Below are 22,343 nucleotides of genomic sequence, written 5' to 3'. Positions count from 1 at the left end.
GCTCCCCGGCATTTAGCGCGCTCCATTTGATTTCTGCGTACAGCCTGTGCAGCAAAACAATTACTCACTCACACGTTAATGGAGTCGTTAACCATGAAAGAGTCCGCCCCTGAACACACTTTCAAAGGCAATCTCAGCGTCCTCGACGTGGTGATGATTACCGCTTCCGGCGTGACGCCGGCCAGCTCGATCTTCGTCATCGCGCCGCTGGCGATCGCCAGCGCCGGCAGCGGCGCCTTTCTGTCGTTTCTGATCGCCGCCTGCGTCGCCGCCACCATCGCGCTGTGCTATGCCGAGCTCGGCGCCGCGCACCCCAGCGCCGGCGGCGAATACAGCATCATCAAACGCCTGTTCGGCACCCTGTGCGGGTTGCAGACCTATCTGTTTATTCTCAGCGCCGCGCTGTTCGTGCCGGCGGTGCTGGCCACCGGCGCCGTGCCCTATCTGAATACCGCGTTGGGCACCTCATTCGACGCCTCCACCGCCGGCATGATCACCGTGCTGATCGGCGGCGCCTGCGCCATTTTCAACATCAAGGCCAACGCCCTGCTGACCGGCGCCTTTCTGGTGGTGGAAGTGGCGGTGCTGGCGCTGATCGCCTGGCTCGGTTTCAGCCATCCGCATCAAAGCGCGGAGATCCTCACCGCGCCGGTGATGCTGGACGCGCAGGGCAGCCTGGCGCCGGTTTCGCTGCCGCTGATCGTCGCCATGGTCGGGGTCGCGCTGTTCTCCTACAACGGCTACGGCGCGGCGGTGTACATGGCGGAAGATATGCGCGAGCAGGGCAAACCGATGGCGGTCGCGATCATGCTGACGCTGGTCATCGTGGTGCTGGTGGAACTGGTGCCGTTCACCGCCCTGCTGATCGGCTCGCCGTCGCTGGCGGAGATGGCCAAACAGGCCGATCCGGTCGGTTATGTGGTCACCCAGCTCGGCGGCCCGACGCTGGCGCGGGTGGTGAGCGGCGCGATCTACCTGTCGGTATTCAACGCCATCATCGCCATCGTGGCGCAGTTCAGCCGCATGATGTTCGCCAGCGGGCGCGACGGCTTCTGGCTGCCGACGTTCAACCGCGCGCTGAAAATCATCCACCCGCGCTTCGGCACCCCCTGGATCGCCACCCTGCTGTTCGGCGTTCCCTCGGCGCTGCTGGCGTTTTGCTCCGACCTCGAATCGCTGACCTCATTCACCGTGATCCTGCTGCTGCTGGTGTACATCATCATGGCGGTGGCGGCGCTGATCAGCCGCCGTCGACGCCACTTCCATCACCCGTACCTGATGCCGCTGTGGCCGCTGCCGGTGGCGGCGGCGCTGCTGTGCTGCCTGTACGTGCTGTGGACGATTTTGATCGCCAGCAGCCTGAAAGACTTTATTATCATTGCCGGCATCATCGGCTTCGGGCTGGCGCTGAACCACTTGCGCGGCCGCCAGACGGTGCCCCTCGCCACCCCCTCAATAGAAGGAGAATAACCATGACGCAGCGCGCTCAGGATCTGGGCATCACCATCGGCCAGGGCATGCCCGGCCCGCTGAACGCCATCACCGACGTGCCCGGCGTGCGCGTCGGCCATGCCAGCCTTCATGCCGATTTGGCGGACGGGCGCAGCGTGCGCACCGGCGTGACGGTGATCGAACCGCGCCCCGGCTCCGCTCGCCACGCGCCCTGCTTCGCCGGCGTGCACGTGCTGAACGGCAACGGCGACGCCACCGGCCTGGAATGGGTGCGAGAAGCGGGCCTGTTGACCAGCCCGATCGCCTTCACCAACACCCACAGCGTGGGGGTAGTGCGCGATGCGCTGATCGCGCTGGAGCGTGAAACGCTGCCCGCGAGCGACAACGCGGTGTACTGGAATATGCCGGTGGTGATGGAAACCTTCGATGGCCTGCTCAACGACATCAACGGCTTTCACGTCAAGGCCGAGCACGTACGCCAGGCGCAGCAGGCGGCCCGAGGCGGCTTGCCGCAGGAAGGCGCGGTCGGCGGCGGCAGCGGCATGATCTGTCATGAATTCAAGGGCGGCAGCGGCACCGCATCGCGCCGCTTGCCCGCCGATCAAGGCGGCTGGACGGTGGGCGCCATCGTGCAGGCCAACCACGGCAAACGCGAGTCGCTGCTGGTCGGCGGTTACCCGGTGGGCCGCCACCTGGGGCATATCCCCTCGCCGTTCACGCCGCAGTTGCCGCATCCCGGCATGGGCTCCATCGTGGTGGCGCTGGCGACCGACGCGCCGCTGCTGCCGCACCAGTGCGCGCGGCTGGCGCAGCGCGCCAGCATCGGCATCGCCCGCACCGGCGGCGGCACCGAGGATTCGAGCGGCGATATCTTTATCGCCTTCGCCACCGGCAACGACGGCCTGCCGCCCGCTGACTACGCCAATAAAGGCGATTTCACCACGCCGCTGCGCATGGTGAACAACGACTACATTTCGGCGCTGTTCGCCGCGGCGGCGGAAGCGGTGGAAGAGGCGATCGTCAATGCGCTGCTGGCGGCCAATACCGTCAGCGGCAACGGCCATCGGGCGGAAGGGTTGAGCGCCGAACAGCTGGTGACGGCGCTGGAGAAGGCCGGCTGGCGGCGGTAAACAACGCGGGGCGCGGGTTAATGCGCCCTGATTATCAGGATTCGCCGCCCGGTTTGGGCGTCGGGTAATCGTAATCCAGCTTCAACGGCTCGGCGTAGACGCTGTCCCACAGCTGTTGGTACAGCCTGTCCAACCGCCCGCTCATCGCCGTGCTGTGCAGCACCAGCTCCAGATTGCGCGAGTTGTCCAGATAGCCGCCGGTCCAGTTGCTGGTGCCCACCCAGGCAATCTCATCGTCGATGGTCATCAGCTTGCTGTGGATCACCCGGGCAAACGGGATGAAGCCGCTGCTGGCCGGCGGAATGGTCACCACCTTGATCTGCACGTTCGGCACCAGCGCCAGGCTCTTCAGCCAGGCGATATCCGGCTTTTTGGTGTTCCAGTTGGCTACCATCAACTCGATCTGCACGCCGCGCGCCGCCGCGCCGCGCAGCGCGTTGTCGATGACCGCATAGAAGGGGCGACTGCGCTCCGGGCCAAACGACAGCGGCGCGTAATCCATTACCTGCACCCGCACCCGCCGCTTGGCGTCAGCCAGCAGACGCGGCAGCTCGGCCTGCGAATCGAGCACGCCCGCCGGGTTGTAGGCGCGCGGGCTGGCCACCAGATAGTTGCCCTGCGGGGGCGCCGTCGGCGGCGAATCGGGCAGCGTCGGCACCGGCTTATCCTGCGCCAGCAGCGCCTGCGCCCGCCAGTCCTGTTCGAAGATCGCCTGGATCTGCCCTACCACCCTGGCGTCGCTGATGCGCAGCCCGGTTTCGTGAATGTGTTCCAGCGCGCGCCAGTCAAAGTTCTGGCTGCCGACGAACGCCTGCTCGCCGTCCACCAGCAGATACTTGGCATGCAGAATGCCGCCGCTCAGCTTCTGGTATGGGATGATGCGCAGCTCCAGATTGGGGATCGCCTTCAGCCGTTCCAGCGTCTCGGCGGTGGAGAGGCGAATGCCCTTCTCTTCCAGCAAAAAGCGGATTTTCACCCCGCGCTCACCGGCAGCCTTCAGGTGCTGCAGCACGCCGTCCAGCAGCGAACCGTCCTGATTCGCCACGTAGAACTGCCCCAGATCGATGCGGGTTTTCGCCGCGTCGAACATCTCGCGCCATACCTCGGCGGTGTTGCGCAGGTCGTCGGCCTGCAGCGCGGTTTCCACCGGCGCGGTGTACACCAGCTCGTAACCGGGAATAGCAAAACGCGCCGCAGCGCTCTGGCTCAACATCAACAAACAACCGCTCCACAATGCCGTATAAAGGCGGCCTCTCGGCCGCCGTGCTGGATGGCCATTAGGCATAGCGCGGCGCTCCGCTGTCAACCCATTGTTCGCCGCTGCCGCTCTCCGGACGGCTGGCCGGTTGACCGGCGCGGATCAGCAGCACCTTCAGCAGTTCGTTGATGCGCTCCATGCGGCTCTGCAGGAAATTGTTGGCCACCAGGCACAGCAGCGCGATGGCGATGCCCAGCCCGGTGGCGTACAGCGCGGTGCCCATGCCGGCCGACACCAGACTCGGCTCGGACACCCCCGAGGCGGCCAGCGCCTTGAAGGTTTCGATGATCCCCATCACCGTGCCCAGTAGCCCCAGCAACGGCGCGGCGGTGACCACGGTTTCCAGCAGCCACAGGCCGCGCGCCATCGGCGGCTTGCTCAGCAGGTACTGGGCGTCGATCAGATCGCCGATCGCCTCACGGTCGCCGGCGCGGTGTTTCTGCGCCAGCACCGGCGCGATCACCGCCATCGGCAGGCTGTTGCGCTGCGTCAGCGCGTCGGGCAGATCGGCCGCTCGGCGTACCTCCGGCGTCAGCGCCTGCTCCAGCCGGCGCGCCTGACGCTGGGTGTAGGCGAAGTACAGCGTGCGTTCGATGATGATCACCAGCGCGATCGCCAGCGCGGCGTACATCACGTAGAAAATAATGTCGTGCAACAGATTGGCGTCCATACAGGGTTCCTCTTCCCCGCCGCCGGGCAGACGGCGGGGCATTCAGTTAAAAGGTGGCTTCCAGCGAGACGCTGAAGGTGCGTTCTTCGCCGACGTTGTAATACGGGGTGCTGGCCTTCACGCCGCCGTAGGGCGCCGCGTTGAAGGTGGTGGTGCGCACCGAGGTCAGGTATTCCTTGTCAAACAGGTTGCTGATGCCAAAACGCAGCGCGGCGCTTTTGACGATTTTCTTGTCCACCGGCAGATGCACCCCCGCCGCCAGATCGAACACCGTGCGCCCGCCGATCTTCTCGTCGTTGGTCAGATCGCCATAGAATGCGCTGACGTACTTGCCGCTGACGCTGCCGTAGTACAGGCCGTCGTCATAACCCAGCGTCATGTTCAGCAGGTTTTTCGGCACGTTCGGCACCTCTTTGCCGGAGGTCGGCAGCGGCAACCCGCCGTTGCTGACGATGTCGCTCTTCTGCTTCGATTGGGTATAGGTATAGGACGTGTAGTAATTGAAGTTATGCGGCAGTTGGCCGCTCCACTCCAGCTCCAGCCCTTTGTTCTCCACGTTGCCGATGTTCATCATCTCGTAGTCGCCGGCCGCGTTGGTGGTGGAGATCTGGCGGTCGCTGTAGCGCATGTAGAACAGCGTGGCGCTCAGCAGCATGTCTTCCTGTTGGAAGCGCCAGCCCAGCTCGTGGTTCCAGCTCAGCTCCGGCTTGGTGCTGAGCGAATCGCCGACGTTGTACAGCACATAGTTCGGCGGCGTGCGCATGTTACGCGTCAGGTTGTAGAACACCTGGTTTTCCTGATTCACCTTATAGCTGGCGCTGAAGTTCGGCAGGAATTCATGATAGGTGGCTTTGCGTTTCTCCGGCGCGTTGTACAGGCTGCCGCGATTGTCCCCTTTACGTTCCACGTACTGATAGGCCAGGCCGCCGACGAAGGTCCAGTCCGGCGTGGCGAACCAGGTATCCTGCAGCCACACCTTCTGCGCCGGGGTGATGGTATACTGGTTGCGCCCCTGAACGGTGTTGCCGTTGGCGTCCTTCACCTGATCGGAACCGCCCGGCGGCCCCCAAATCTGCGACGGGTTGCCGTCGCCCTTGATGCTGATGAACGGCTGGGTCTGCAGCTGGCGCGCGCGCTCATACCAGTAACCGATATCCAGACTGTGCTGATCGTTGATGTCCCACTTCAGCTTGGTGGTGATGCCCGGCCGCCAGGTCTGCGTCCACGACGGGCGGTAGTAGGTGTTGGATTTCAGGTTGCTGAGATCGTACTGCCCTGCCCTGTCCGACGTGCTGGACAATACCGACGCGGTTTGACCGTTGAAGCTGCCGCCGTTGCCCCAGTAGTAATACGGTTGCAGGGTCAGCGACAGGTTGTCGCGCAGCTGCAGCTTCTGGGTGAACGACAGCGTGAAGTTCTCGAACGGGTTGCGCTCGAGCTTGTAATACTTGTTCAACTGTCCGCGGCTGTTGTACTCCGGCGTGGTGGCATAGTCGGTGTCGCGGCCGTCGTTTTGGAACTGCGCCTTGCTCAGGGTGTTGTAGTTGGTGTTGTTCTGGCGGTTGTACTTCATCACCAGATTGCTGCTGTTGCCGTTGCCGTCTTCGTACAGCGAGTTCATCTCGAACTTGTCGGAGTACAGCCGCCCCTCGCCGCGCCACTTCTTCGCCTCGGTGTGCGAATAGGAGAGCCAGTTGCTGAAGCCGTTGTACTCGCCGGTGTCCAGCCGGGCGAAGGTTTTGCTCAGGCTGTTGCTGCCCAGCGTTTGCTTGACGAAACCGCCGAAGTCTTTCGCCGGGCGGCGCGTTACCAGGCCGATGTTGCCGCCGCTGGAGCCGATATGCGGGCCGTCCGCTTCGGAAGAGCCCTGGGTGACGAACACCTCTTCCAGGTTCTCCGCATCGCCCAGCAGGTTCGGGTATACCGCGTAGTTGCCGGAGTCGTTGATCGGGATGCCGTCCATCGACAGGCCGATCTGATCCGAGTTCATGCCGCGCATGGTGTAGTCCACGCCGCTCAGGCCGCTGGCGTCATTGCTGTTGACGTTGAGGCCCGGCGTGAACTTCAGCTTGTCGATGGCGTTGGCCGCCGACGGCATTTTATCCATCGCCTCTTTGGTGACGGTGGAGCGCGCTTTGGCGCTGTCGTCCTGCACCATCATGCCGCCGCCGAGCGACTGCCCCTTGACGCTGATGGTGCCGACGTCGGTGCCGTCGGCCGCCAACGCGGCGCCCGGCAGCATCGCCGACATCACCGCCAGATAGATCCCAGAACGATTGAACGATTTCATGGTGTGCATCCCTTAAAAATCAAACGATTAACCCTTGCGCTAAGGCGCCTGATAATTGAACGTCGCGGTAAATCTTTTGGTTGTTTGCCCGGCGAACGCGTCGCTCGGGAATGGCTTTACTGAACTGATGCTTTGCAGGCTGCTCATCGCCGCGCGATTCAGCAGCATGCTGGCGGCTTTGTTGGCGATGCCGGAAGAGACCACCCGCCCGCTGCGATCGACCTCCAGCCACACCTCGACGTTGCCCTGCGGGCGCTCGAGGGAGGCCTGACGGCCGGTCGGGTAGCGCTTGCGCTGTTCCAGTTCGCGGCGCAAGGCCAGCAGATAGCCGTTTTCAATCGCCTGCGCATTCACCTTCGGCGCCGCCGGGGCGGCCGGTGCGGGTTGCGCCGCCGGTTTACTGACCAGCGCGCGCGGCGCGGCGGGCGCCGGCGTCGGTTTAGGCTTTTCCACCGGTTTGGCTTTCTCTTTCACCGGCTTGGGTTTGGGCTTCGGTTTCGGCACCGGCTTGGCTTCCACGATCGGTTCCGGCGCCGGCACCACCGGTTCGGGGATCGGCTCCGGCTCGGGCGGCGGTTCGGGCTGGGGGTCCGGCGGCGTTTGCGGTTGAGGTTCAGGCGCCGGTTCAGGCTCCACCAGCGCCAGTTCGATGGCGGTTTCGTCGTAGCGCGGCTGGATCTTCAGCGCCGCCTGCTGGCTGGCGAACAACAGGCAGCCGGCGACAATCAGCGCCGGCAACCAGCTGAAAAGATGACGTGAGCGATAGAGCAGATACATGTCACAGCTTCCGTGTCGCGATGGAGACGGAGAAGAAACCGCCCTGGCGCAGGTTATCCATGACCGCCACCAGCCGCTCGACCGCCACGCCTTTGTCGCTGTTGACGATGATGGTGGTGGTCTGGTTGGCCTGCTGCTGTTGCTTGAGCGTCGTGACCAACGCGTCGAGCGCGATCGGCTGGCCATCCAGCTGCAGCTGTTCGTCGGCCCCCAGCGTGATAATCGCTTTCTTCTGCGGTTTCAGCTGTTGCGCGCTGCCGGCGGACGGCAGCTGCGTTTTCAACCCGATCGCCGGAATGACGTTCAGGCTGATCAAGACGAAAAACACCAATAAAAACATCATCACGTCGATCATCGGGATCAGTTCGATGTGCGCTTTGTTCTTTTTCGGTTCGTTCCAGTTACGCATGACACTCCCTCACAAAAGCGAAGCAGCCAATATAGGAGGGGTTTGTTTACCTTTTGTTACGCTTGTGTGATCTTATTTTCACAGTGCGGATTTTTTGCGAGAATTTTTTCAATAACTAACGATGGCAAGGGCTATATAACCCATTAATTAGCGATAGTTTTTATCGGAATAATTGCAATGTGGGCCTAACGCCGTGCGGATGACGAGACAATAAATGTGAAAATAGTGACAAGCTGCGCCAACCGGCGGCGGCTTTGCCTCTCACCTTCCAGCGATATCTGCTATTTTTCCCAAGAACATTCCCAACCCCCCTCTTTAAAACACTCGCCAAAAATGAATGCGCCTATATTTAACCAAATAATACCCTTCATTGAATAGAATATTGCCAATCAAATATCAGCTGTTATATTTTTAAAGTGAAATAGCGCTACGGCGTTATTTTAGAATTTAATTAAACCCACTAAGTCACCCTTTTATTTATAAGGATTGTATATGAAAGTACTTAGTCAATATGAAGAACAGTACGTTAGCGGTGGCGATCTGAACGCGGCCTGGGATGGGCTGTTGGACGGCGCCATGACCGGCGCGCTGATTGCAGGCAAATCCGCAGGCGCAGGCGGCTTTATTGCCGGTGCGGTCGGCCAATTGGTTGGCACCCTCATCGGCGGCGTTGCAGGCGGTGTGGGGCTGGGTCTTTATGGCCTGACGCATACGCAGCAGGAAGTGGCCGACTACGCGAAACATTTCCGCGAGACGATCGGCTCCACCTCGACCTCGGTCGGCGGCAGCCTGTAATAGAAATAAAATGGCCGCCGGCGCGGCGGCTATTTTATTTTTGACGCGCGGGGAATAAAAAAACCGTTAATCCCGGAGACGCGCCGGCGCAAATATCCTGACAGCACTTCGGCTCATAAAAAAAGACGCCCGCAGGCGTCTTCTTGGTATTGTCACTGAAGCCCGAGGCGATCAGTTCACTTTCACCGGCATACCGGAACGAGCCTTGATCGCCGCATCCACTTCGCTCTGGTTGACGCCGGCGTCCATCAGCACTTTGCCGACCGGCGCGGAAATGGTCAGCGGCACCGGATCCTTGGATTGCAGCTGCTCTTCGTTGGCCGACAGCGGGTTGTGCACTTCCACGTAGCGCGAGCCGTCCGGTTCGACGGTGGCCTTCATCGGTTCGTTGATGAACTGCACGCGGGTGCCGACCGGCACGTTCTGGAACAGGTACTTGATGTCGTCGGCGCGCAGACGCACGCAGCCGTGGCTCACGCGCAAGCCGATGCCGAAGTTGGCGTTGGTGCCGTGAATGGCATACAGGCGGCCAACATACAGCGCATACAGCCCCATCGGGTTATCCGGGCCGGCCGGGAACACCGCAGGCAGGATCTCGCCGTCAGCCGCGTATTCGGCGCGCATTTTGGCGGTCGGCGTCCAGGTTGGGCCGTCTTTCTTGCGCTGCACGGTGGTGGTCCAGTTCAGCGGGGTGTCTTTACCCAGCTGGCCGATGCCGATCGGCAACACCACGACGGTGTTGGAACCTTTCGGGTAGTAGTACAGACGCATTTCGGCGCTGTTGATGATGATGCCTTCACGCGGCGCGTCCGGCAGGATCAGCTGTTGCGGGATGGTCAGGGTGCTGCCGGCCTTCGGCAGGAACGGATCCACGCCCGGGTTGGCCTCCAGCATGTTGCTCAGCCCCATCTGATACTGGGCGGCGAAGCTCTCCAGCGGCAGTTTGCTGTCTTCCGGTACGGTGATTTGGATATTTTCGCCCACCAAACGGCTGTCTTTTGGCGGCAGCGGGTAGACGACGGCGAAGGCAGCCTGGCTGAATGCAACCAGTGCCGTAAACAGGGTTAATAACGCGCGAATGCTCATTTTCATCTTCGTGTTGGTCAAGGCCACTGGCGATTATGGGTATTGGTTTCTACGGCCACTTTGCCCCGTTGAATTTCAGCCGGCAGCCAACGGCGCTGCGGCCTGAAAACCCAGGGGGGATTTGACCGGATGCGCATTATATGTGCACATCAATCAAAGTGTGAACCATTACCGATGTAATATCGCAATTTTTTGTAACCTGACGCGCCACGAAGGCGATTTTCTGCGAGAACCGCCGCCTAACTGGCGGCGGCCAGCGCCTCCGCCCGCCGAATGGGGATCAGATATTCACAACGGATCGCCGCGCCGCCAAGCGGGCAACTGCCCTCCTGCGCCGGGTAGAACCGCTCGATATCCTGCCCTGGCCGGCGGATGGCGTTCATCTGCGGCATGGCGGTGTCATACAGCCGGACAATAAAGTTTTGTAACCCTTCCGCCTGCCCCTGATAGGTGAAACGGGCATATTCCCCCTGTTCGATGGTCACCCGTTCCCCCACCGCCCCTTCGTCCGGCAAAGCGGCGGTATACGCCATGCGCGGGCAGCCCCGACGCTGCCGGTCGATCTCCAGGCTGGTAAGGCCATACATCACTTCGGGCAGCGTCTGCGGCCGCAGCAGTTGCCGCCAGGCATGGCGACGCAGCTCGCATTTGGAAGCCGCCAACTGCCCCAGCGTAAAGCTGCGGCGTTGCGTGTTGCCCACCAGCTGCATGGCGGGCAGCGTCACGATATCGGCCTGCGGCAGCGGCGCTTCGGTCAGCCGCAGCGGCGGCTGCAGACCGTAGCTCGACCAATCCTGGCTGCGACGATAGCTGGCCGGCGGCAGACCAAACTGCTTGCGGAAGCAGCGGGTGAAGGTCTGCTGCGAATCGAACTGGTACGTATCGGCGATACAGGCCACGCTGGTGCCGGTCAGGCGCAGTTCGCGCGCGGCGGCGGTCAACCTTCTGCGGCGGGCGTACGTGCCAAGGATATGGCCGGTGTGCTGCTTGAACATCCGCTGCAAATGCCACTTGGAATAGCCGGATTTGGCGGCGATGTCGTCCAGCGTCAGCGGCTGATCCAGGCTCTGCTCGATCCAGGCCAGCAGCTGCTCAATCACCTGTTGCTGGTGCATGGTGTTCCCCTTATTTGCTCAGTAATGTCAGCGCCAACATCCGGCCTGCGGCTTCATCGGCGGCCACCAGTACCGGATAGCCCCAGAATTTGGCGCCGTATTCGGCGAATGCTTCCGCCGCCGCGCGTTTGGCGTCGTCCGGTTCCAGCATGATCATGCCTTTCGCCCACCGCTTCAGCGCCGCGCGGTTATCGCGCTTCCACAGCGCTACCTGAGTGCGGGCGTCGCGATCGTGCTCTTCACCTTCATCGCCGACGCTGCGATCGGTCATCAGGACGAAAGGCTCGGCGCGCGCCAGCAGCGCGCTGAATTCAGCCAGCTCGGCCTGGGTATCGCGCCCGTTTCGGCGCATCCACACCAGCGGAAAATCGGCGGTATCGAGTGACATAATCAGTTTCCTCGCGAAAGGGTTTAGGACTGGCGCTTACTTTATCGGCACCGGCGCTAGACCACATTGCGCAATCAGGACATAATACTTTTCAATTCCGCCAAATTGAGAATTGTTCTCATGAAAGTCCAGATCCCACGCCGCAATATCGATATCGATCAGGTGCCGCGCCCGCTGTTCGCCGTGCAGAGTTCCACCATCGCGCAGGACTGGGAAGTCGAGCCGCATCGTCATCAAAAGGCGCAGCTGATCTATACCGTGCGCGGCATGATCCGCTGCGAAGTGGAAAACGGCCTGTGGCTGGTGCCGCCGCAGTGCGCGCTGTGGATGCCGGGCAACGTGTTGCACAACGCCCAGGGCGCCGGCTCGACCGAGGCTTACTGCCTGTTCGTCGATCAACACGTCGTCGCCGGCTTGCCGCAGAGTTGCTGCACGCTGTCGGTCTCGCCGCTGCTGCGCGAACTGCTGCTGCAGGCCACCACCTTCGAACCGCTCTACGACGAACAGGGCGCCGAAGGGCGCCTGACGGCGGTGTTGCTGGATCAGCTGGTGGCCGCGCCGATCGAGAATCTGCATCTGCCGGTATCCGACGATGCGCGCATACGGCAGTTGACCGAAGGCATGCTGAGCTGCCCGGCGGACAAATCCACCCTCGGCCAGTGGGCGCAGCGCATCGGCATGAGCGAGCGCTCCCTCAGCCGCACGCTGCAACAACAGATGGGCATGAGCTTCGGCCACTGGCGTCGCCAGCTGCACGTGATGCTGGCGCTGCAGCGCTTGACGCAGGGCGAGAGCGTACAGACGGTGGCGCTGGATCTGGGTTACGAGAGCGCCAGCGGCTTCGTCACCATGTTCAGAAAGGCGGTGGGCAAACCGCCGGCGCGCTACCTGGCGGAACGCAACGCCGCCGGGCAATCTCCGGGCGGCGCGATCAGCATGTGAACGGCCGGCACCCGCGCCGGCCTGGCAAGAGGCGGATCAGAAGTCGTAGAACACCGTTATCCAGGTGGAATCCGGCTCGTTGTCGCTGCTGTTGGCCAGCGTGCGCTCCACATACACCGACAGACCGTAACCGATGGTGGTGCCCGCGCCGAGGTAGACGTGGTTGGCGTGATACGCCTCGTCTCCTTTCAGCCGCAGCGAGTCCGCCGCGACGTAAGGCTGAACGGATTTGAGGAACGGCTTGTCGATATTGAAGGTGTAACCGACGAAGCCTTCCAGCCCGTAGCCGTCGCCGGCGAATAAGTGCGACAGCGTGCGCTGGCGGGTGCTCGGCACATAGTCTTTGTAATAGCTGGCGGTGCCGACGATGTACCAGTTGTTCGGCTGCCAGGTCAACGCGGTGCCGGACAGCTGCTGGTGATAATCCTTTTCGTTGTACAGATTATCTTTGATCTTCGCCTCGGTATAACTGTAGGCGGCGCTGAAGGTGAAATCCTTCGTCACCTTATAATCGAAGCCCAGCCCGCCACCGCCCTTGCGGCGGTAAATCAGGTTATCCGCGGTGTGCAGATCGTCTTCCGGCAATAAATAGTTGGCGTACAGCGTTACCGGCCCGAAATCATTGGTGTATTTGATGCTGTTTTTCGGTTTATTGCCGCCGTCATAATCGCCGGAAATACCGATGCCGGTGCCGCCCGCGTGGCCGTCGTTATCCCAGACGTCGCTTTTGATGCCGACCACGGAATAATAGATGCCGTACTGGTGGCCATAGGTCAGGGTGCCGTAACGATCGTCCTTGAAACCGGCGTACAGCTGGCGCTGATAGTCGCGTTTGCCGTCCTCATTGTAGTGCCCGTCCCAGCTGAGCGCGTGCGCCAGATCGACGCCCCACTCGTAATAGCCGATGATCGAGGTGTCCTGCGTCAGCGCATAGTCGCCGCTGAAGCGAAAACGCGTGCCGCCGTCGTGACCGTTTTTGTCATAGCCCGGCTCCGGGCCGTTATTGAAGATCCACTCGGGGCGAATGCTGCCGCCCACCTTTAAACTGAGCGGCGCCAGCAACACATTGCTCTGCGGGTTTTTATCCAGAATGGTGATCTCGGCCTGTGCGCCGGCGGATAACGCCGACAGCAAGACGCCGCCAATGAATATTGGCGTTGTATTCTTTCTCATTATTACCCCTGCCCGAAAAAATTATTGTTATAAACACGGTGGTCTTAAGCCACGCGGAAATAATTACCCGATGTCAACAGCGCACGCAAGATATAAAAATTCACATCATAATCTGCCATTATTTCAGGTTGGGCTTATTTTCAGCAGAAACGTGTTCACCTGTAACACGGAGAAAAATAATGTAATAACCGCAGCACGAAATAAACCAATCCGCATCTTTTACCCAAAATAACCCGGCGTGATTATCTGGGAATAAAGATAGCAAATAACAAATAAATATTATTGCCGCAGGTAAACCGTCACGCGATGGAATTAATTAATGGCGGGAAATAACGACGGAGCGCGTTGCGCGCTCCGAGAGAGAATTCACTACTGCGCCAACCAGCCGCCGTCCATGTTCCAGGCGGCGCCGCGCACCTGCGCCGCCGCATCGCTGCACAGGAACAGCGCCAGCTCGCCGAGTTGCTCCGGCGTGACGAACGCTTGCGACGGCTGCTTCTCCGCCAGCAGCTCATCGCGCGCCCGCTGCGGATCGATGCCGGCGGCAATGCGCTTGTCGATCTGCTGTTGCACCAGCGGCGTCAGCACCCAGCCGGGGCAGATGGCGTTGCAGGTCACGGGCGTGCGGGCGGTTTCCAGCGCCAGCGTCTTGGTCAGCCCCACCACGCCGTGCTTGGCCGCCACATAAGCCGATTTGTCTTTCGACGCCACCAGCCCGTGCACCGACGCCACGTTGATGATGCGCCCCCAGTTGCGCTCGCGCATGCCCGGCAGCGCCAATCGGCAGGTGTGGAACACCGCCGACAGGTTGATGGCGAGGATGGCGTTCCATTTCTCCACCGGGAACTGATCCAGCGGCGCCACGTGCTGAATGCCGGCGTTGTTCACCAGAATGTCCACGCCGCCGAACTCACGCTCGGCATAGTGCATCATGTCCGCTATCTGGGCCGCATCGCCGAGATCGGCGCCGTGATACCCCGGCGCGGCGCCCAGCCGGGCAACCTGCGCCTTCGCCGCTTCCACATCGCCAAAGCCGTTGAGGATCACGCGCACGCCGGCGGCGGCCAGCACGGACGCTATCCCGAGGCCGATGCCGCTGGTCGAGCCGGTCACCAGCGCGGTTTTGCCTTGTACACTCATGGTATCGCTCCTTTAAACAATGCCGGTCAGGTAGAACACGCCAATCACAAACAGCACCGCGGCGCTTTTGATCAGGGTGATGGCGAAAATGCCGCCATAGGCCTGCCGGTGGCTAAGGCCGGTGATCGCCAGCAGGGTGATCACCGCGCCGTTGTGCGGCAAGGTGTCCATGCCGCCGCTGGCCATCGAGGCCACCCGGTGCAGCACTTCCAGCGGAATGTGTGCCGCATGGGCGGCGGCCACGAAGTTATCGGCCATCGCCGCCAGCGCGATGCTCATGCCGCCGGAGGCCGACCCGGTGATGCCGGCCAGCAGGGTGACGCTGATCGCTTCGTTCAGCAGCGGATTGGGGATCGCCGACAGCGCCTGCGACAGCACCAAAAAGCCCGGCAGCGCGGCGATCACCGCGCCGAAGCCGTATTCGGAGGCGGTGTTCATCGCCGCCAGAATTGCGCCGCCGACCGCCGTCTTGCTGCCTTCCGCCAGCCGCCCGCGAATATTGCGAAAGCCGAACGCCACCACCAGCAGAATACCCGAAACCAGCGCCGCTTCCACCGCCCAGATGGCGGTGATCTTCGCCACATCGGTGGTGATGGGCTTGGCCAGCCCCGGCAGCGTCAGCTCGTGGCTGGCGCCGTACCACTGCGGGATCCAATGGGTGAAGCCAAGGTTGAATACCCCGACCAAAATCAACGGCAGGATGGCGATCAGCGGGTTCGGCAGGTTGATGTCGTCTGGGGTTTCCGGCTCGTTCAGCAGATCGATGCCGTACCCCTCCCCCTTCAGCTGCGCCTTGCGCCGCTGGCGTTCAAGATACAGCAAACCGACCGCGATGATGAACAGCGAGCCGATCAGCCCCAGCCAGGGCGCGGCCCAGGCGTTGGTGCCGAAGAAGCTGGTCGGGATGATGTTTTGGATCTGCGGCGTGCCGGGCAAGGCGTCCATGGTGAAGGAGAAGGCGCCGAGCGCCACGGTGGCCGGGATCAACCGCTTGGGGATGCCGCTCTGGCGGAACAGCTCGGCGGCGAACGGATAAACCGCGAACGCCACCACGAACAGCGACACCCCGCCGTAGGTCAGCAGCGCGCACACCAGCACGATCACCGGAATGGCGTGGCGTCGGCCGAGAATGCGGATCGCCGCCGCGACGATCGAACGGGAGAAGCCGGACAGCTCTATCAGCTTGCCGAATACCGCCCCCAGCAGGAACACCGGGAAGTAGAGCTTCACGAAGCCGACCATCTTCTCCATAAACAGCCCGGTGAAGGTCGGCGCCACCGCGCCGGGGTCGGTCAACAGCACCGCGCCCAGCGCGGCTATCGGGGCGAACAAAATCACGCTGTAGCCGCGGTAGGCGGCCAGCATCAGTAATCCCAGTGCTGCCAGGGCAATCAAAACGCTCATCAGGCACCTCGCTATCGTTGTTATTGTCAGGTACGGCGTGCGAAATTACGGTTTCAGCGCAAAGCGCAGCTGATGCGCCCGTCGCCGTTGAATGCGTTCCCTGCGCGCTTCATCCCAAAGATAAAATCCCCGGCCGCTGCGCTGGCCGATATCGCCGCGCTGCAGCCGCTGTTCCACCAGCGCCGTCATCTCGTCGCCGGTCGCCAGTTCCGGGAACAGGTGGCGGGCGATGTCCGCCACCGTCGAGAGCCCGGTCATGTCGGCGGCCTCCAGCGGGCCGACCATGGCGTAGCGCCGCCCCAGCGAGGCGCGCATCACCTGATCCACCACCTCAGCGCTGGCGATGCCGCTGTGGACGATGTGCAGCGCTTCACGCAGCACCGCAAACTGCAGCCGATTGCCGACAAACCCCGGCGCGGCGCGTTCCAGCAGCACCGCCTCCAGCGCCATCTCGCCGAGCAGCGCCTGCACCGCCGCCAGATGGCGCGGCTCGGTGGCGCTGCCGGGCACGATCTCCACCAGCGGGATCAGGTGCGGCGGGTGCCAAAAGTGGGCGATCAGCAGCCGCTGCGGATGGGTCATGCGCGCCGCCAGCTCGTCCGGCGGCAAGCCGCTGGTGTTGCTGGCAATCACCGCGTCGTCAGCGATCAGCCCTTCCAACTGCTCATACAGCGCGTGCTTCAGCTCGAGCCGTTCCGGGATCGCCTCGATAAGCAGCCGGGCGCGCGCTACCGCGTTCAGATCGCCGGTCACGCGCAGCCGCGCCAGCGCCGCTTCGCGTTCGCCGCGATCAAACTGCCCGACGTCGCTCAGCTCGGCCAGAATGCCGCTCGCTACCGCCGGCGCTTCCGCCCGGCGCTGCGGATCCGGTTCATACAGCAGCACCTCATGGCCGTGGCGAATAAAGTGGGTGGCGATGCCCACCCCCATAAGCCCGGCGCCCAGTACCGCATAGTCAGATGACTGCATCGTGCCTTCCTCGGTTGTTTACGGGCGCTCTACCGCCAGCGCCACGCCCTGCCCGCCGCCGATGCACAGCATCGCCAGCCCCTTGTTCACCTCGCGGCGCTGCATTTCGTACAGCAGCGACACCAAAATGCGGCAGCCGGACGCGCCGATCGGATGCCCCAGCGCGATCGCTCCGCCGTTGACGTTCACCCGCTCCGCCTCCCAGCCCAGTTCTTTGCCCACCGCCAGCGCCTGCGCGGCGAAGGCTTCGTTGGCTTCGATCAGATCGACCTCCTCCAGCCGCCAACCGGCTTTATCCAGGCAGCGGCGCGCGGCCGGCGCCGGGCCGATGCCCATGATCGCCGGATCGACGCCCGACGAGGCGTAACCGGCGATGCGCGCCAGCACCGGCAAACGCAGCGCGGCGGCTTTTTCCGCGCTCATCAGCAGCACCACGGCGGCGCCGTCGTTGAGCGACGAGGCATTGCCGGCGGTCACCGTCCCCTCTTTGCGAAACGCCGGGCGCAGCCGCGCCAGCGCCTCCAGGCTGGTGTCGCGCGGCTGTTCGTCGCGCTCTACCCGCAGCGCTTCGCCCTTCGGCTGCGGCACCGTCACCGGCGTGATCTCCTGCGCGAAACGCCCGGCCTGCTGCGCCGCCTGCGCCTTCTGCTGCGAGCGCAGCGCGAATCTGTCTTGTTCTTCTCTGCTGATGGCGTATTTCTCCGCCAGGTTCTCGGCGGTGATGCCCATGTGGTAGTCGTTGAACGCGTCCCACAGGCCATCGTGGATCACGCTGTCCACCATCTGCGCGTGACCGAGACGCAGACCGGCGCGCGCGCCGGTCATCAGGTAAGGCGACCGGCTCATGCTCTCCTGGCCGCCGGCGATCACCGCGTCGGCGTCACCGCTGCGGATCGCCTGCACCGCCAGATGCACCGCCTTCAAACCGGAGCCGCACACTTTGTTGATGGTCAGCGCCGGCGTCGTAAACGGCAGCCCGGCGTTCAGCGCGGTCTGGCGCGCCGGATTCTGCCCGCAGCCGGCGGTCAGCACCTGGCCGAGGATCACTTCATCGATCTGCTGCGGCGCCACGCCGCTTTGCGCCAGCAGCCCCTGCACCGCCGCCGTGCCCAGTTCCACCGCCGTCAGCGGCGCCAGCGCGCCATGAAAACTGCCGACCGGCGTGCGCGTCGCCGCCACGATCACCACTTCACGTTGTTGCACATTCACCTCCCGTTTCAGAAACGCATTTCCGGCACTTGCTCCGGCACGATCAGCCGGCCGGCGGTTTTGGCGACAATCTCCGCCACGCTGACGCCCGGCGCGCGTTCGCGCAGCACGAAGGCGCCGTCTTCAATTTCCAGATAGGCCAGATCGGTCAATACCTTGCGGATGCAGTTGGCGCCGGTCAGCGGCAGCGTGCAGCGCGGCAGCAGCTTGGACTCGCCGCCCTTCGCTGCGTGGGTCATCACCACGATGATGTTCTCCGCCCCCGCCACCAGATCCATCGCGCCGCCCATGCCCTTGACCATCTTGCCGGGGATCATCCACGAGGCGATGTTGCCCTCGACGTCCACTTCAAACGCCCCCAGCACGGTCAGATCGACATGGCCGCCGCGGATCATGGCGAACGACTGCGCCGAATCGAAGATCGACGCGCCGAGGCGCGCGGTGACCGTCTGCTTGCCGGCGTTGATCATGTCGGCGTCCAGCTGTTGCTCGGTCGGGAACTCGCCCATCCCCAGCAGACCGTTTTCCGACTGCAGCATCACGTCCATGCCCGCCGGCACGTAGTTGGCCACCAACGTCGGGATGCCGATGCCCAGATTGACGTAGTAACCGTCCCTCAGCTCTTGCGCCACGCGCTGCGCCATTTGTTCACGGGTAAGCATGCGAATTCTCCTTATGCCCGCAGGGTGCGTTGTTCGATACGCTTTTCGAAGGTGCCCTGGATCAGCCGATCGACATAGATGCCGGGGGTGTGGATCGCCGCCGGATCCAGCTCGCCCGGCGCGACGATCTCTTCCACTTCCACCACCGTGATGCGCCCGGCGGTCGCCATCAGCGGATTGAAGTTCTGCGCGGTGTGGCGGTAGATGACGTTGCCGAAGTGATCGGCCTTCCAGCCTTTCACGATGGCGAAATCGCCGGTGATGGCGGTTTCCATGATGTAGGGGCGGCCGTTGAACTCGCGCACCTCTTTGCCTTCGGCGATCGGCGTGCCGTAACCGGTGGCGGTGAAGAATGCCGGGATGCCGGCGCCGCCGGCGCGGATCTTCTCCGCCAGCGTGCCCTGCGGCGTGAGATCCACCTCCAGCTCGCCGCTGAGCGCCTGCTGTTCGAACAGCGCGTTTTCGCCGACGTAAGATCCCACCACCTTGCGGATCTGATGGGTTTCCAACAGCCGCCCGAGGCCGAACCCGTCGATGCCGCAGTTGTTGGAAACCACCGTCAACCCGCGCACGCCGCGCCGGCGGATCTCTTCGATCAGATTCTCCGGGATGCCGCACAGGCCAAAGCCGCCCGCCAGCACCGTCATGTTGTCCGTCAGGCCTGCCAGCGCTTCCTGGTAGCTGCCGACGCGTTTGTCGAGCCCTGCCATATCGTTGCCCCTGCATGTTGCGGCGCAGGGCGAAATGCCCTGGCTTGCGTGAGGGCATCTTCAGGTCACAAAAATGATTTGTTAATTTTGTTTTTATGCCGCATTCATTTAGAATTTTTATTAATCACTCGTTAACCGACAATTAACAAAGAGTTAACGCCAGCCAAAATGAAAATGAGCATCAAACAGTTACGCGCGTTTTTAGCGGTAGCTCACACTCTGAATTTCGCCCAGGCCAGCGAGCGGCTGAATATTTCTCAGCCGGCGCTCAGCCTGGCGATCCGTGGGCTGGAAGACGCGCTGGGCGGGCCGCTGCTGCTGCGCACCACCCGCCGGGTGACGCTGACGCCGGAAGGAGAAACCTTCTTCCCGATGGCGCGCCAGCTGCTGGCGGATTGGGATAACGCGGAAGAGGCGATGCGTCAGCGCTTCACCCTGCAGATGGGCAAGGTGGCGATCGCCGCCATGCCGTCGTTCGCCGGCAACCCGCTGCCGCCGATCCTCAAGGCGTTTCGCGATCGCTATGCCGGCATCAACGTGGCGGTGCACGACGTCATCAACGAACAGGTGTTTGAAATGATCCGCGAAGGCCGGGTGGAGATGGGCATCGCCTTCGAGCCGGAGCCGAGCGACACCCTGCACTTCACCCCGCTGTGCCGCGATCGCTTTCTGGCGGTGGTGCCGAAGGATTCGGCGCTGGCGCGCAAGGCGCAGGTGAGCTGGAAGGAGCTGCTGACGCTGGATTTCATCACCCTGCAGCGGCCATCGGCGGTGCGGCTGCTGCTGGAGCAGGAACTGGCTCGCAGCGGGCGAACGCTGGAGGTGGCGTTTGAGAGCCACCAGCTGGTGACGGTCGGGCGCATGGTGGCCAACGGCCTCGGCGCCAGCGCGGTGCCGGCGCTGTGCGAGCAACAGATGGATGAACTGGGGGCGGTGTGCGTGCCGCTGATCGGCCCGATCATCGAACGGCGCGTGGGCCTGATCCGCCTGGCGCAGCACCAACTCTCTTCCGCCGCGCAGGCGCTGGCGACGGTAATCGAACGGGAGATGGCGGGGAGTGGCGGGCAGCCTGCGCTTAAACCGTAAACCCGACGTGCTTGCCGCCCGGCAGTTCAATGTCCAGGCGCAGCGTGCCGCCCATCGCTTCCACGTAGCGTTTCAGGGTCGAAATCTTCAGCTCATTACCGCGCCCTTCGATGGCCGCGACCGAAGGCTGAGAAATGCCCAGCGTTTTCGCCAGTTCCTGTTGGGAAATATTCAACGCTTCCCGCAGCTGATGCAGGTGCGTTTCAAACAGCATCTCTTCGGCCATTTCTTCGATACGCCGGCGGCTCTCCGGGGAGCGGGAGGCCAGCAGTTGCTTTAGGGTGCTCATGGGTTACTCCTTGAAAACTCTTTACGTTGTCATTACCGTCCACATGGCATCGCCAGATTATAGATTGAAATCTATATAAACGATAGACTGGAATATATAATTCTCTCCAGACCGCCATTGGCGTTTTGCCTGGCAGCTGGCAAAAGAAAGTGGTTATTGCCTTGCGGCTTGAACAGGGGATGCAACGAGAGACGGGAACAGCGACATCAGCATCGGAAAGAGATGAAAACATGCGGGTTTGGCGAGGTAATAAAGCACGCAACCCGGTTTTTATTTATGAATGAATATAAAAATAATAAAGTCATTCCCCATATCAATCAATTAATTACGCCAAACACACTTTTGCCTTTCCGTCTTGTGAGCGAACGCAAAAGATTGTGACAAAGTGGGTTAATCATGTCTGAACTTTCGTTATGGTGTTTTTTTCATGTTTTAACGGATTAAAACCATGGCCACAACTCACGGAAAGTCAAGAAAGCTTACGGCCGGTGAAATCACATTGGCCAGGCAGCTCTACAAAAATGCTGTCGATTACTCACGCGTTCGCGTCCATAACGGCAGTTATTTCCCCTTCGGCTTACAGCATGAAGATACGGCCGTAACACCAAATGGCACGCTCTATTTTATGCCCAAACACTTCAAAGAAGACTTTGCCACGGCAAACGCCTACGATCAGCATTGGTTTATCCATGAAATGGCGCATGTCTGGCAATATCAATTAGGCATGAACGTACGCCTGCGCGGGTTGGCTAGTTGGGCGGTGTCCTATCAGTATTCCTTGCCCAATTATCATCTTCTATCCGATTATGGAATGGAGGCGCAGGCAAGTATCATTGCAGACTATTTCTATCTCACTAAATTCGGGCGCAATGGCTTTCAAGTAATCACCAACTACAGCGGCATTATTGGGCCAGACATCAAAAAACGTTATGAATGGGTATTGCGAGCTTTCCTGAACAATCCAAAGAACCGGAACACCTTGCTATGACAAGACCTTATTTCTCTTTACTGTGCGCACTGCTGCTGAACGGCTGCCAATCCACTCAGCCTTGGTACCATCCGTTAGACGTCTCGCTCAAAGACAACCAACCTTGCTTTGCCGTGCCTATCAACAGCGTTCGCAGCGGCGACAGCCTGCAAAACAGGGGAGTGATCGTCTCACGACAGGAACAACAGCAATGGCATATCGTCTGGACCTCACCAGAAGTCACTCCGTTGCCCGACCTGAAGCCAGGGCAATGCGTCACTTATCCGCAGGTAAACTGGGCTGCGGGAGAATACTCGGTCTTGCTCGGCGTCTCGATGAATAACGATACGGAAAGGCGTAAATACATGAAAGAATTCAACTTAATAATTAATCCCAAGGGAGAAATACAGCTACAGTAAGGA

Annotated in this window: 22 protein-coding genes and 1 pseudogene; 7 read left to right on the top strand and 16 right to left on the bottom strand. The window is 61.7% G+C overall.

Annotated features, from left to right (window positions below; genetic code table 11):
• Positions 1 to 93 precede the first annotated feature (93 nt).
• Positions 94 to 1,470, top strand: a complete 1,377-nt coding sequence (locus ACJ8IP_RS15220; RefSeq protein WP_442524445.1) for an APC family permease — start codon at positions 94 to 96, stop codon at positions 1,468 to 1,470.
• 2 nt (positions 1,471 to 1,472) lie between these two features.
• The gene (locus tag ACJ8IP_RS15215; protein ID WP_164106857.1) at positions 1,473 to 2,582 is read left to right on the top strand and encodes a DmpA family aminopeptidase; all 1,110 of its coding nucleotides are present in this window, start codon (positions 1,473 to 1,475) and stop codon (positions 2,580 to 2,582) included.
• 34 nt (positions 2,583 to 2,616) lie between these two features.
• Here ACJ8IP_RS15215 and ACJ8IP_RS15210 read toward each other — a convergent pair whose 3' ends face one another.
• The 5 genes from ACJ8IP_RS15210 to ACJ8IP_RS15190 are packed head-to-tail and all read right to left on the bottom strand — an operon-like array spanning position 2,617 to position 7,986.
• Positions 2,617 to 3,867 carry a phospholipase D-like domain-containing protein gene (locus ACJ8IP_RS15210; protein WP_197752251.1) on the bottom strand — a complete coding sequence of 417 codons (1,251 nt, stop codon included), beginning with the start codon at positions 3,865 to 3,867 and terminating at the stop codon, positions 2,617 to 2,619.
• Positions 3,860 to 4,510: a MotA/TolQ/ExbB proton channel family protein gene (locus tag ACJ8IP_RS15205; protein ID WP_016929215.1), complete on the bottom strand. Its 651-nt coding sequence runs from the start codon at positions 4,508 to 4,510 to the stop codon at positions 3,860 to 3,862. The genes ACJ8IP_RS15210 and ACJ8IP_RS15205 overlap by 8 nt, the downstream gene beginning before the upstream one ends.
• A 46-nt stretch (positions 4,511 to 4,556) precedes the next feature.
• Positions 4,557 to 6,800 carry a TonB-dependent receptor family protein gene (locus tag ACJ8IP_RS15200; RefSeq protein ID WP_033651386.1) on the bottom strand — a complete coding sequence of 748 codons (2,244 nt, stop codon included), beginning with the start codon at positions 6,798 to 6,800 and terminating at the stop codon, positions 4,557 to 4,559.
• Positions 6,801 to 6,839: 39 nt separating this feature from the next.
• On the bottom strand, positions 6,840 to 7,577 hold the full coding sequence (locus ACJ8IP_RS15195; RefSeq protein WP_089192536.1) for a TonB N-terminal domain-containing protein: 738 nt from the start codon (positions 7,575 to 7,577) through the stop codon (positions 6,840 to 6,842).
• A 1-nt stretch (position 7,578) separates the two neighbouring features.
• Positions 7,579 to 7,986, bottom strand: coding sequence for an ExbD/TolR family protein (locus ACJ8IP_RS15190; protein WP_089192535.1), 408 nt, complete (start codon positions 7,984 to 7,986; stop codon positions 7,579 to 7,581).
• Positions 7,987 to 8,478: 492 nt separating this feature from the next.
• Here ACJ8IP_RS15190 and ACJ8IP_RS15185 point away from each other — a divergent pair, with 492 nt between their 5' ends.
• On the top strand, positions 8,479 to 8,781 hold the full coding sequence (locus ACJ8IP_RS15185; RefSeq protein WP_033651388.1) for a DUF5862 family protein: 303 nt from the start codon (positions 8,479 to 8,481) through the stop codon (positions 8,779 to 8,781).
• A 174-nt stretch (positions 8,782 to 8,955) separates the two neighbouring features.
• Here ACJ8IP_RS15185 and ACJ8IP_RS15180 read toward each other — a convergent pair.
• The 3 genes and pseudogenes from ACJ8IP_RS15180 to ACJ8IP_RS15170 form a co-directional block, all read right to left on the bottom strand.
• Positions 8,956 to 9,873 (bottom strand): annotated as a pseudogene (locus ACJ8IP_RS15180) (L,D-transpeptidase family protein); the annotation flags it as partial.
• A gap of 233 nt (positions 9,874 to 10,106) precedes the next feature.
• Positions 10,107 to 10,982, bottom strand: a complete 876-nt coding sequence (locus ACJ8IP_RS15175) for a helix-turn-helix domain-containing protein (RefSeq protein ID WP_047025153.1) — start codon at positions 10,980 to 10,982, stop codon at positions 10,107 to 10,109.
• A 10-nt stretch (positions 10,983 to 10,992) separates the two neighbouring features.
• Complete coding sequence (locus ACJ8IP_RS15170) at positions 10,993 to 11,370, bottom strand: hypothetical protein (protein ID WP_103101794.1); 378 nt, start codon at positions 11,368 to 11,370, stop codon at positions 10,993 to 10,995.
• 120 nt (positions 11,371 to 11,490) lie between these two features.
• On the opposite strand from ACJ8IP_RS15170, the gene ACJ8IP_RS15165 reads away from it, so the two are divergent.
• A complete protein-coding gene (locus ACJ8IP_RS15165; protein ID WP_187048594.1) occupies positions 11,491 to 12,312 on the top strand; it encodes an AraC family transcriptional regulator in 822 nt (273 codons plus the stop codon).
• 36 nt (positions 12,313 to 12,348) lie between these two features.
• On the opposite strand, the gene ACJ8IP_RS15160 is transcribed toward ACJ8IP_RS15165, so the two are convergent.
• From ACJ8IP_RS15160 to ACJ8IP_RS15130, 7 genes are all read right to left on the bottom strand, one after another.
• On the bottom strand, positions 12,349 to 13,485 hold the full coding sequence (locus ACJ8IP_RS15160; RefSeq protein WP_442524444.1) for a porin: 1,137 nt from the start codon (positions 13,483 to 13,485) through the stop codon (positions 12,349 to 12,351).
• A gap of 369 nt (positions 13,486 to 13,854) precedes the next feature.
• The gene (locus ACJ8IP_RS15155; RefSeq protein WP_047025151.1) at positions 13,855 to 14,625 is read right to left on the bottom strand and encodes a 3-hydroxybutyrate dehydrogenase; all 771 of its coding nucleotides are present in this window, start codon (positions 14,623 to 14,625) and stop codon (positions 13,855 to 13,857) included.
• A 12-nt stretch (positions 14,626 to 14,637) separates the two neighbouring features.
• Positions 14,638 to 16,032, bottom strand: a complete 1,395-nt coding sequence (locus tag ACJ8IP_RS15150; RefSeq protein WP_442524456.1) for a GntP family permease — start codon at positions 16,030 to 16,032, stop codon at positions 14,638 to 14,640.
• Between the two features lie 42 nt (positions 16,033 to 16,074).
• Positions 16,075 to 16,998 (bottom strand): 3-hydroxyacyl-CoA dehydrogenase family protein, encoded by a 924-nt coding sequence (locus ACJ8IP_RS15145; protein ID WP_413714908.1) that lies wholly within the window; start codon positions 16,996 to 16,998, stop codon positions 16,075 to 16,077.
• Between the two features lie 18 nt (positions 16,999 to 17,016).
• Positions 17,017 to 18,201 (bottom strand): acetyl-CoA C-acetyltransferase, encoded by a 1,185-nt coding sequence (locus ACJ8IP_RS15140; protein WP_442524443.1) that lies wholly within the window; start codon positions 18,199 to 18,201, stop codon positions 17,017 to 17,019.
• A gap of 14 nt (positions 18,202 to 18,215) precedes the next feature.
• A complete protein-coding gene (locus ACJ8IP_RS15135) occupies positions 18,216 to 18,869 on the bottom strand; it encodes a CoA transferase subunit B (RefSeq protein ID WP_025305151.1) in 654 nt (217 codons plus the stop codon).
• Between the two features lie 11 nt (positions 18,870 to 18,880).
• Positions 18,881 to 19,579 (bottom strand): CoA transferase subunit A, encoded by a 699-nt coding sequence (locus tag ACJ8IP_RS15130; RefSeq protein WP_122004233.1) that lies wholly within the window; start codon positions 19,577 to 19,579, stop codon positions 18,881 to 18,883.
• A 168-nt stretch (positions 19,580 to 19,747) separates the two neighbouring features.
• On the opposite strand from ACJ8IP_RS15130, the gene ACJ8IP_RS15125 reads away from it, so the two are divergent.
• Positions 19,748 to 20,665, top strand: coding sequence for a LysR family transcriptional regulator (locus tag ACJ8IP_RS15125; protein WP_047572821.1), 918 nt, complete (start codon positions 19,748 to 19,750; stop codon positions 20,663 to 20,665).
• Here the strand turns inward: ACJ8IP_RS15125 and ACJ8IP_RS15120 are convergent.
• Positions 20,655 to 20,954, bottom strand: a complete 300-nt coding sequence (locus ACJ8IP_RS15120) for a helix-turn-helix domain-containing protein (RefSeq protein WP_047572825.1) — start codon at positions 20,952 to 20,954, stop codon at positions 20,655 to 20,657. The genes ACJ8IP_RS15125 and ACJ8IP_RS15120 overlap by 11 nt on opposite strands.
• Before the next feature lie 448 nt (positions 20,955 to 21,402).
• On the opposite strand from ACJ8IP_RS15120, the gene ACJ8IP_RS15115 reads away from it, so the two are divergent.
• Positions 21,403 to 21,942 (top strand): hypothetical protein, encoded by a 540-nt coding sequence (locus tag ACJ8IP_RS15115; protein ID WP_047572830.1) that lies wholly within the window; start codon positions 21,403 to 21,405, stop codon positions 21,940 to 21,942.
• Complete coding sequence (locus ACJ8IP_RS15110; RefSeq protein ID WP_147880132.1) at positions 21,939 to 22,340, top strand: putative T6SS immunity periplasmic lipoprotein; 402 nt, start codon at positions 21,939 to 21,941, stop codon at positions 22,338 to 22,340. Before ACJ8IP_RS15115 ends, ACJ8IP_RS15110 begins: the two co-directional genes overlap by 4 nt.
• Positions 22,341 to 22,343 lie beyond the last annotated feature (3 nt).

The sequence above is a fragment of the Serratia sp. CY52157 genome (assembly GCF_052168495.1).
GTDB classification, from domain to species: Bacteria; Pseudomonadota; Gammaproteobacteria; order Enterobacterales; family Enterobacteriaceae; genus Serratia; species Serratia ureilytica.
Note: the sequence above shows the minus strand (reverse complement) of the source record. Positions and strands in the feature narration are given on the sequence as shown.

What these genes read in the sequence shown, in the direction of transcription:
- ACJ8IP_RS15220 (WP_442524445.1), top strand. Translation starts at nt 94, where the DNA reads ATGAAAGAGTCCGCCCCTGAACACACTTTCAAAGGCAATCTCAGCGTC.
- ACJ8IP_RS15215 (WP_164106857.1), top strand. Translation starts at nt 1,473, where the DNA reads ATGACGCAGCGCGCTCAGGATCTGGGCATCACCATCGGCCAGGGCATG.
- ACJ8IP_RS15210 (WP_197752251.1), bottom strand. Translation starts at nt 3,867, where the DNA reads ATGCCTAATGGCCATCCAGCACGGCGGCCGAGAGGCCGCCTTTATACG.
- ACJ8IP_RS15205 (WP_016929215.1), bottom strand. Translation starts at nt 4,510, where the DNA reads ATGGACGCCAATCTGTTGCACGACATTATTTTCTACGTGATGTACGCC.
- ACJ8IP_RS15200 (WP_033651386.1), bottom strand. Translation starts at nt 6,800, where the DNA reads ATGAAATCGTTCAATCGTTCTGGGATCTATCTGGCGGTGATGTCGGCG.
- ACJ8IP_RS15195 (WP_089192536.1), bottom strand. Translation starts at nt 7,577, where the DNA reads ATGTATCTGCTCTATCGCTCACGTCATCTTTTCAGCTGGTTGCCGGCG.
- ACJ8IP_RS15190 (WP_089192535.1), bottom strand. Translation starts at nt 7,986, where the DNA reads ATGCGTAACTGGAACGAACCGAAAAAGAACAAAGCGCACATCGAACTG.
- ACJ8IP_RS15185 (WP_033651388.1), top strand. Translation starts at nt 8,479, where the DNA reads ATGAAAGTACTTAGTCAATATGAAGAACAGTACGTTAGCGGTGGCGAT.
- ACJ8IP_RS15175 (WP_047025153.1), bottom strand. Translation starts at nt 10,982, where the DNA reads ATGCACCAGCAACAGGTGATTGAGCAGCTGCTGGCCTGGATCGAGCAG.
- ACJ8IP_RS15170 (WP_103101794.1), bottom strand. Translation starts at nt 11,370, where the DNA reads ATGTCACTCGATACCGCCGATTTTCCGCTGGTGTGGATGCGCCGAAAC.
- ACJ8IP_RS15165 (WP_187048594.1), top strand. Translation starts at nt 11,491, where the DNA reads ATGAAAGTCCAGATCCCACGCCGCAATATCGATATCGATCAGGTGCCG.
- ACJ8IP_RS15160 (WP_442524444.1), bottom strand. Translation starts at nt 13,485, where the DNA reads ATGAGAAAGAATACAACGCCAATATTCATTGGCGGCGTCTTGCTGTCG.
- ACJ8IP_RS15155 (WP_047025151.1), bottom strand. Translation starts at nt 14,625, where the DNA reads ATGAGTGTACAAGGCAAAACCGCGCTGGTGACCGGCTCGACCAGCGGC.
- ACJ8IP_RS15145 (WP_413714908.1), bottom strand. Translation starts at nt 16,998, where the DNA reads ATGCAGTCATCTGACTATGCGGTACTGGGCGCCGGGCTTATGGGGGTG.
- ACJ8IP_RS15135 (WP_025305151.1), bottom strand. Translation starts at nt 18,869, where the DNA reads ATGCTTACCCGTGAACAAATGGCGCAGCGCGTGGCGCAAGAGCTGAGG.
- ACJ8IP_RS15130 (WP_122004233.1), bottom strand. Translation starts at nt 19,579, where the DNA reads ATGGCAGGGCTCGACAAACGCGTCGGCAGCTACCAGGAAGCGCTGGCA.
- ACJ8IP_RS15125 (WP_047572821.1), top strand. Translation starts at nt 19,748, where the DNA reads ATGAAAATGAGCATCAAACAGTTACGCGCGTTTTTAGCGGTAGCTCAC.
- ACJ8IP_RS15120 (WP_047572825.1), bottom strand. Translation starts at nt 20,954, where the DNA reads ATGAGCACCCTAAAGCAACTGCTGGCCTCCCGCTCCCCGGAGAGCCGC.
- ACJ8IP_RS15115 (WP_047572830.1), top strand. Translation starts at nt 21,403, where the DNA reads ATGGCCACAACTCACGGAAAGTCAAGAAAGCTTACGGCCGGTGAAATC.
- ACJ8IP_RS15110 (WP_147880132.1), top strand. Translation starts at nt 21,939, where the DNA reads ATGACAAGACCTTATTTCTCTTTACTGTGCGCACTGCTGCTGAACGGC.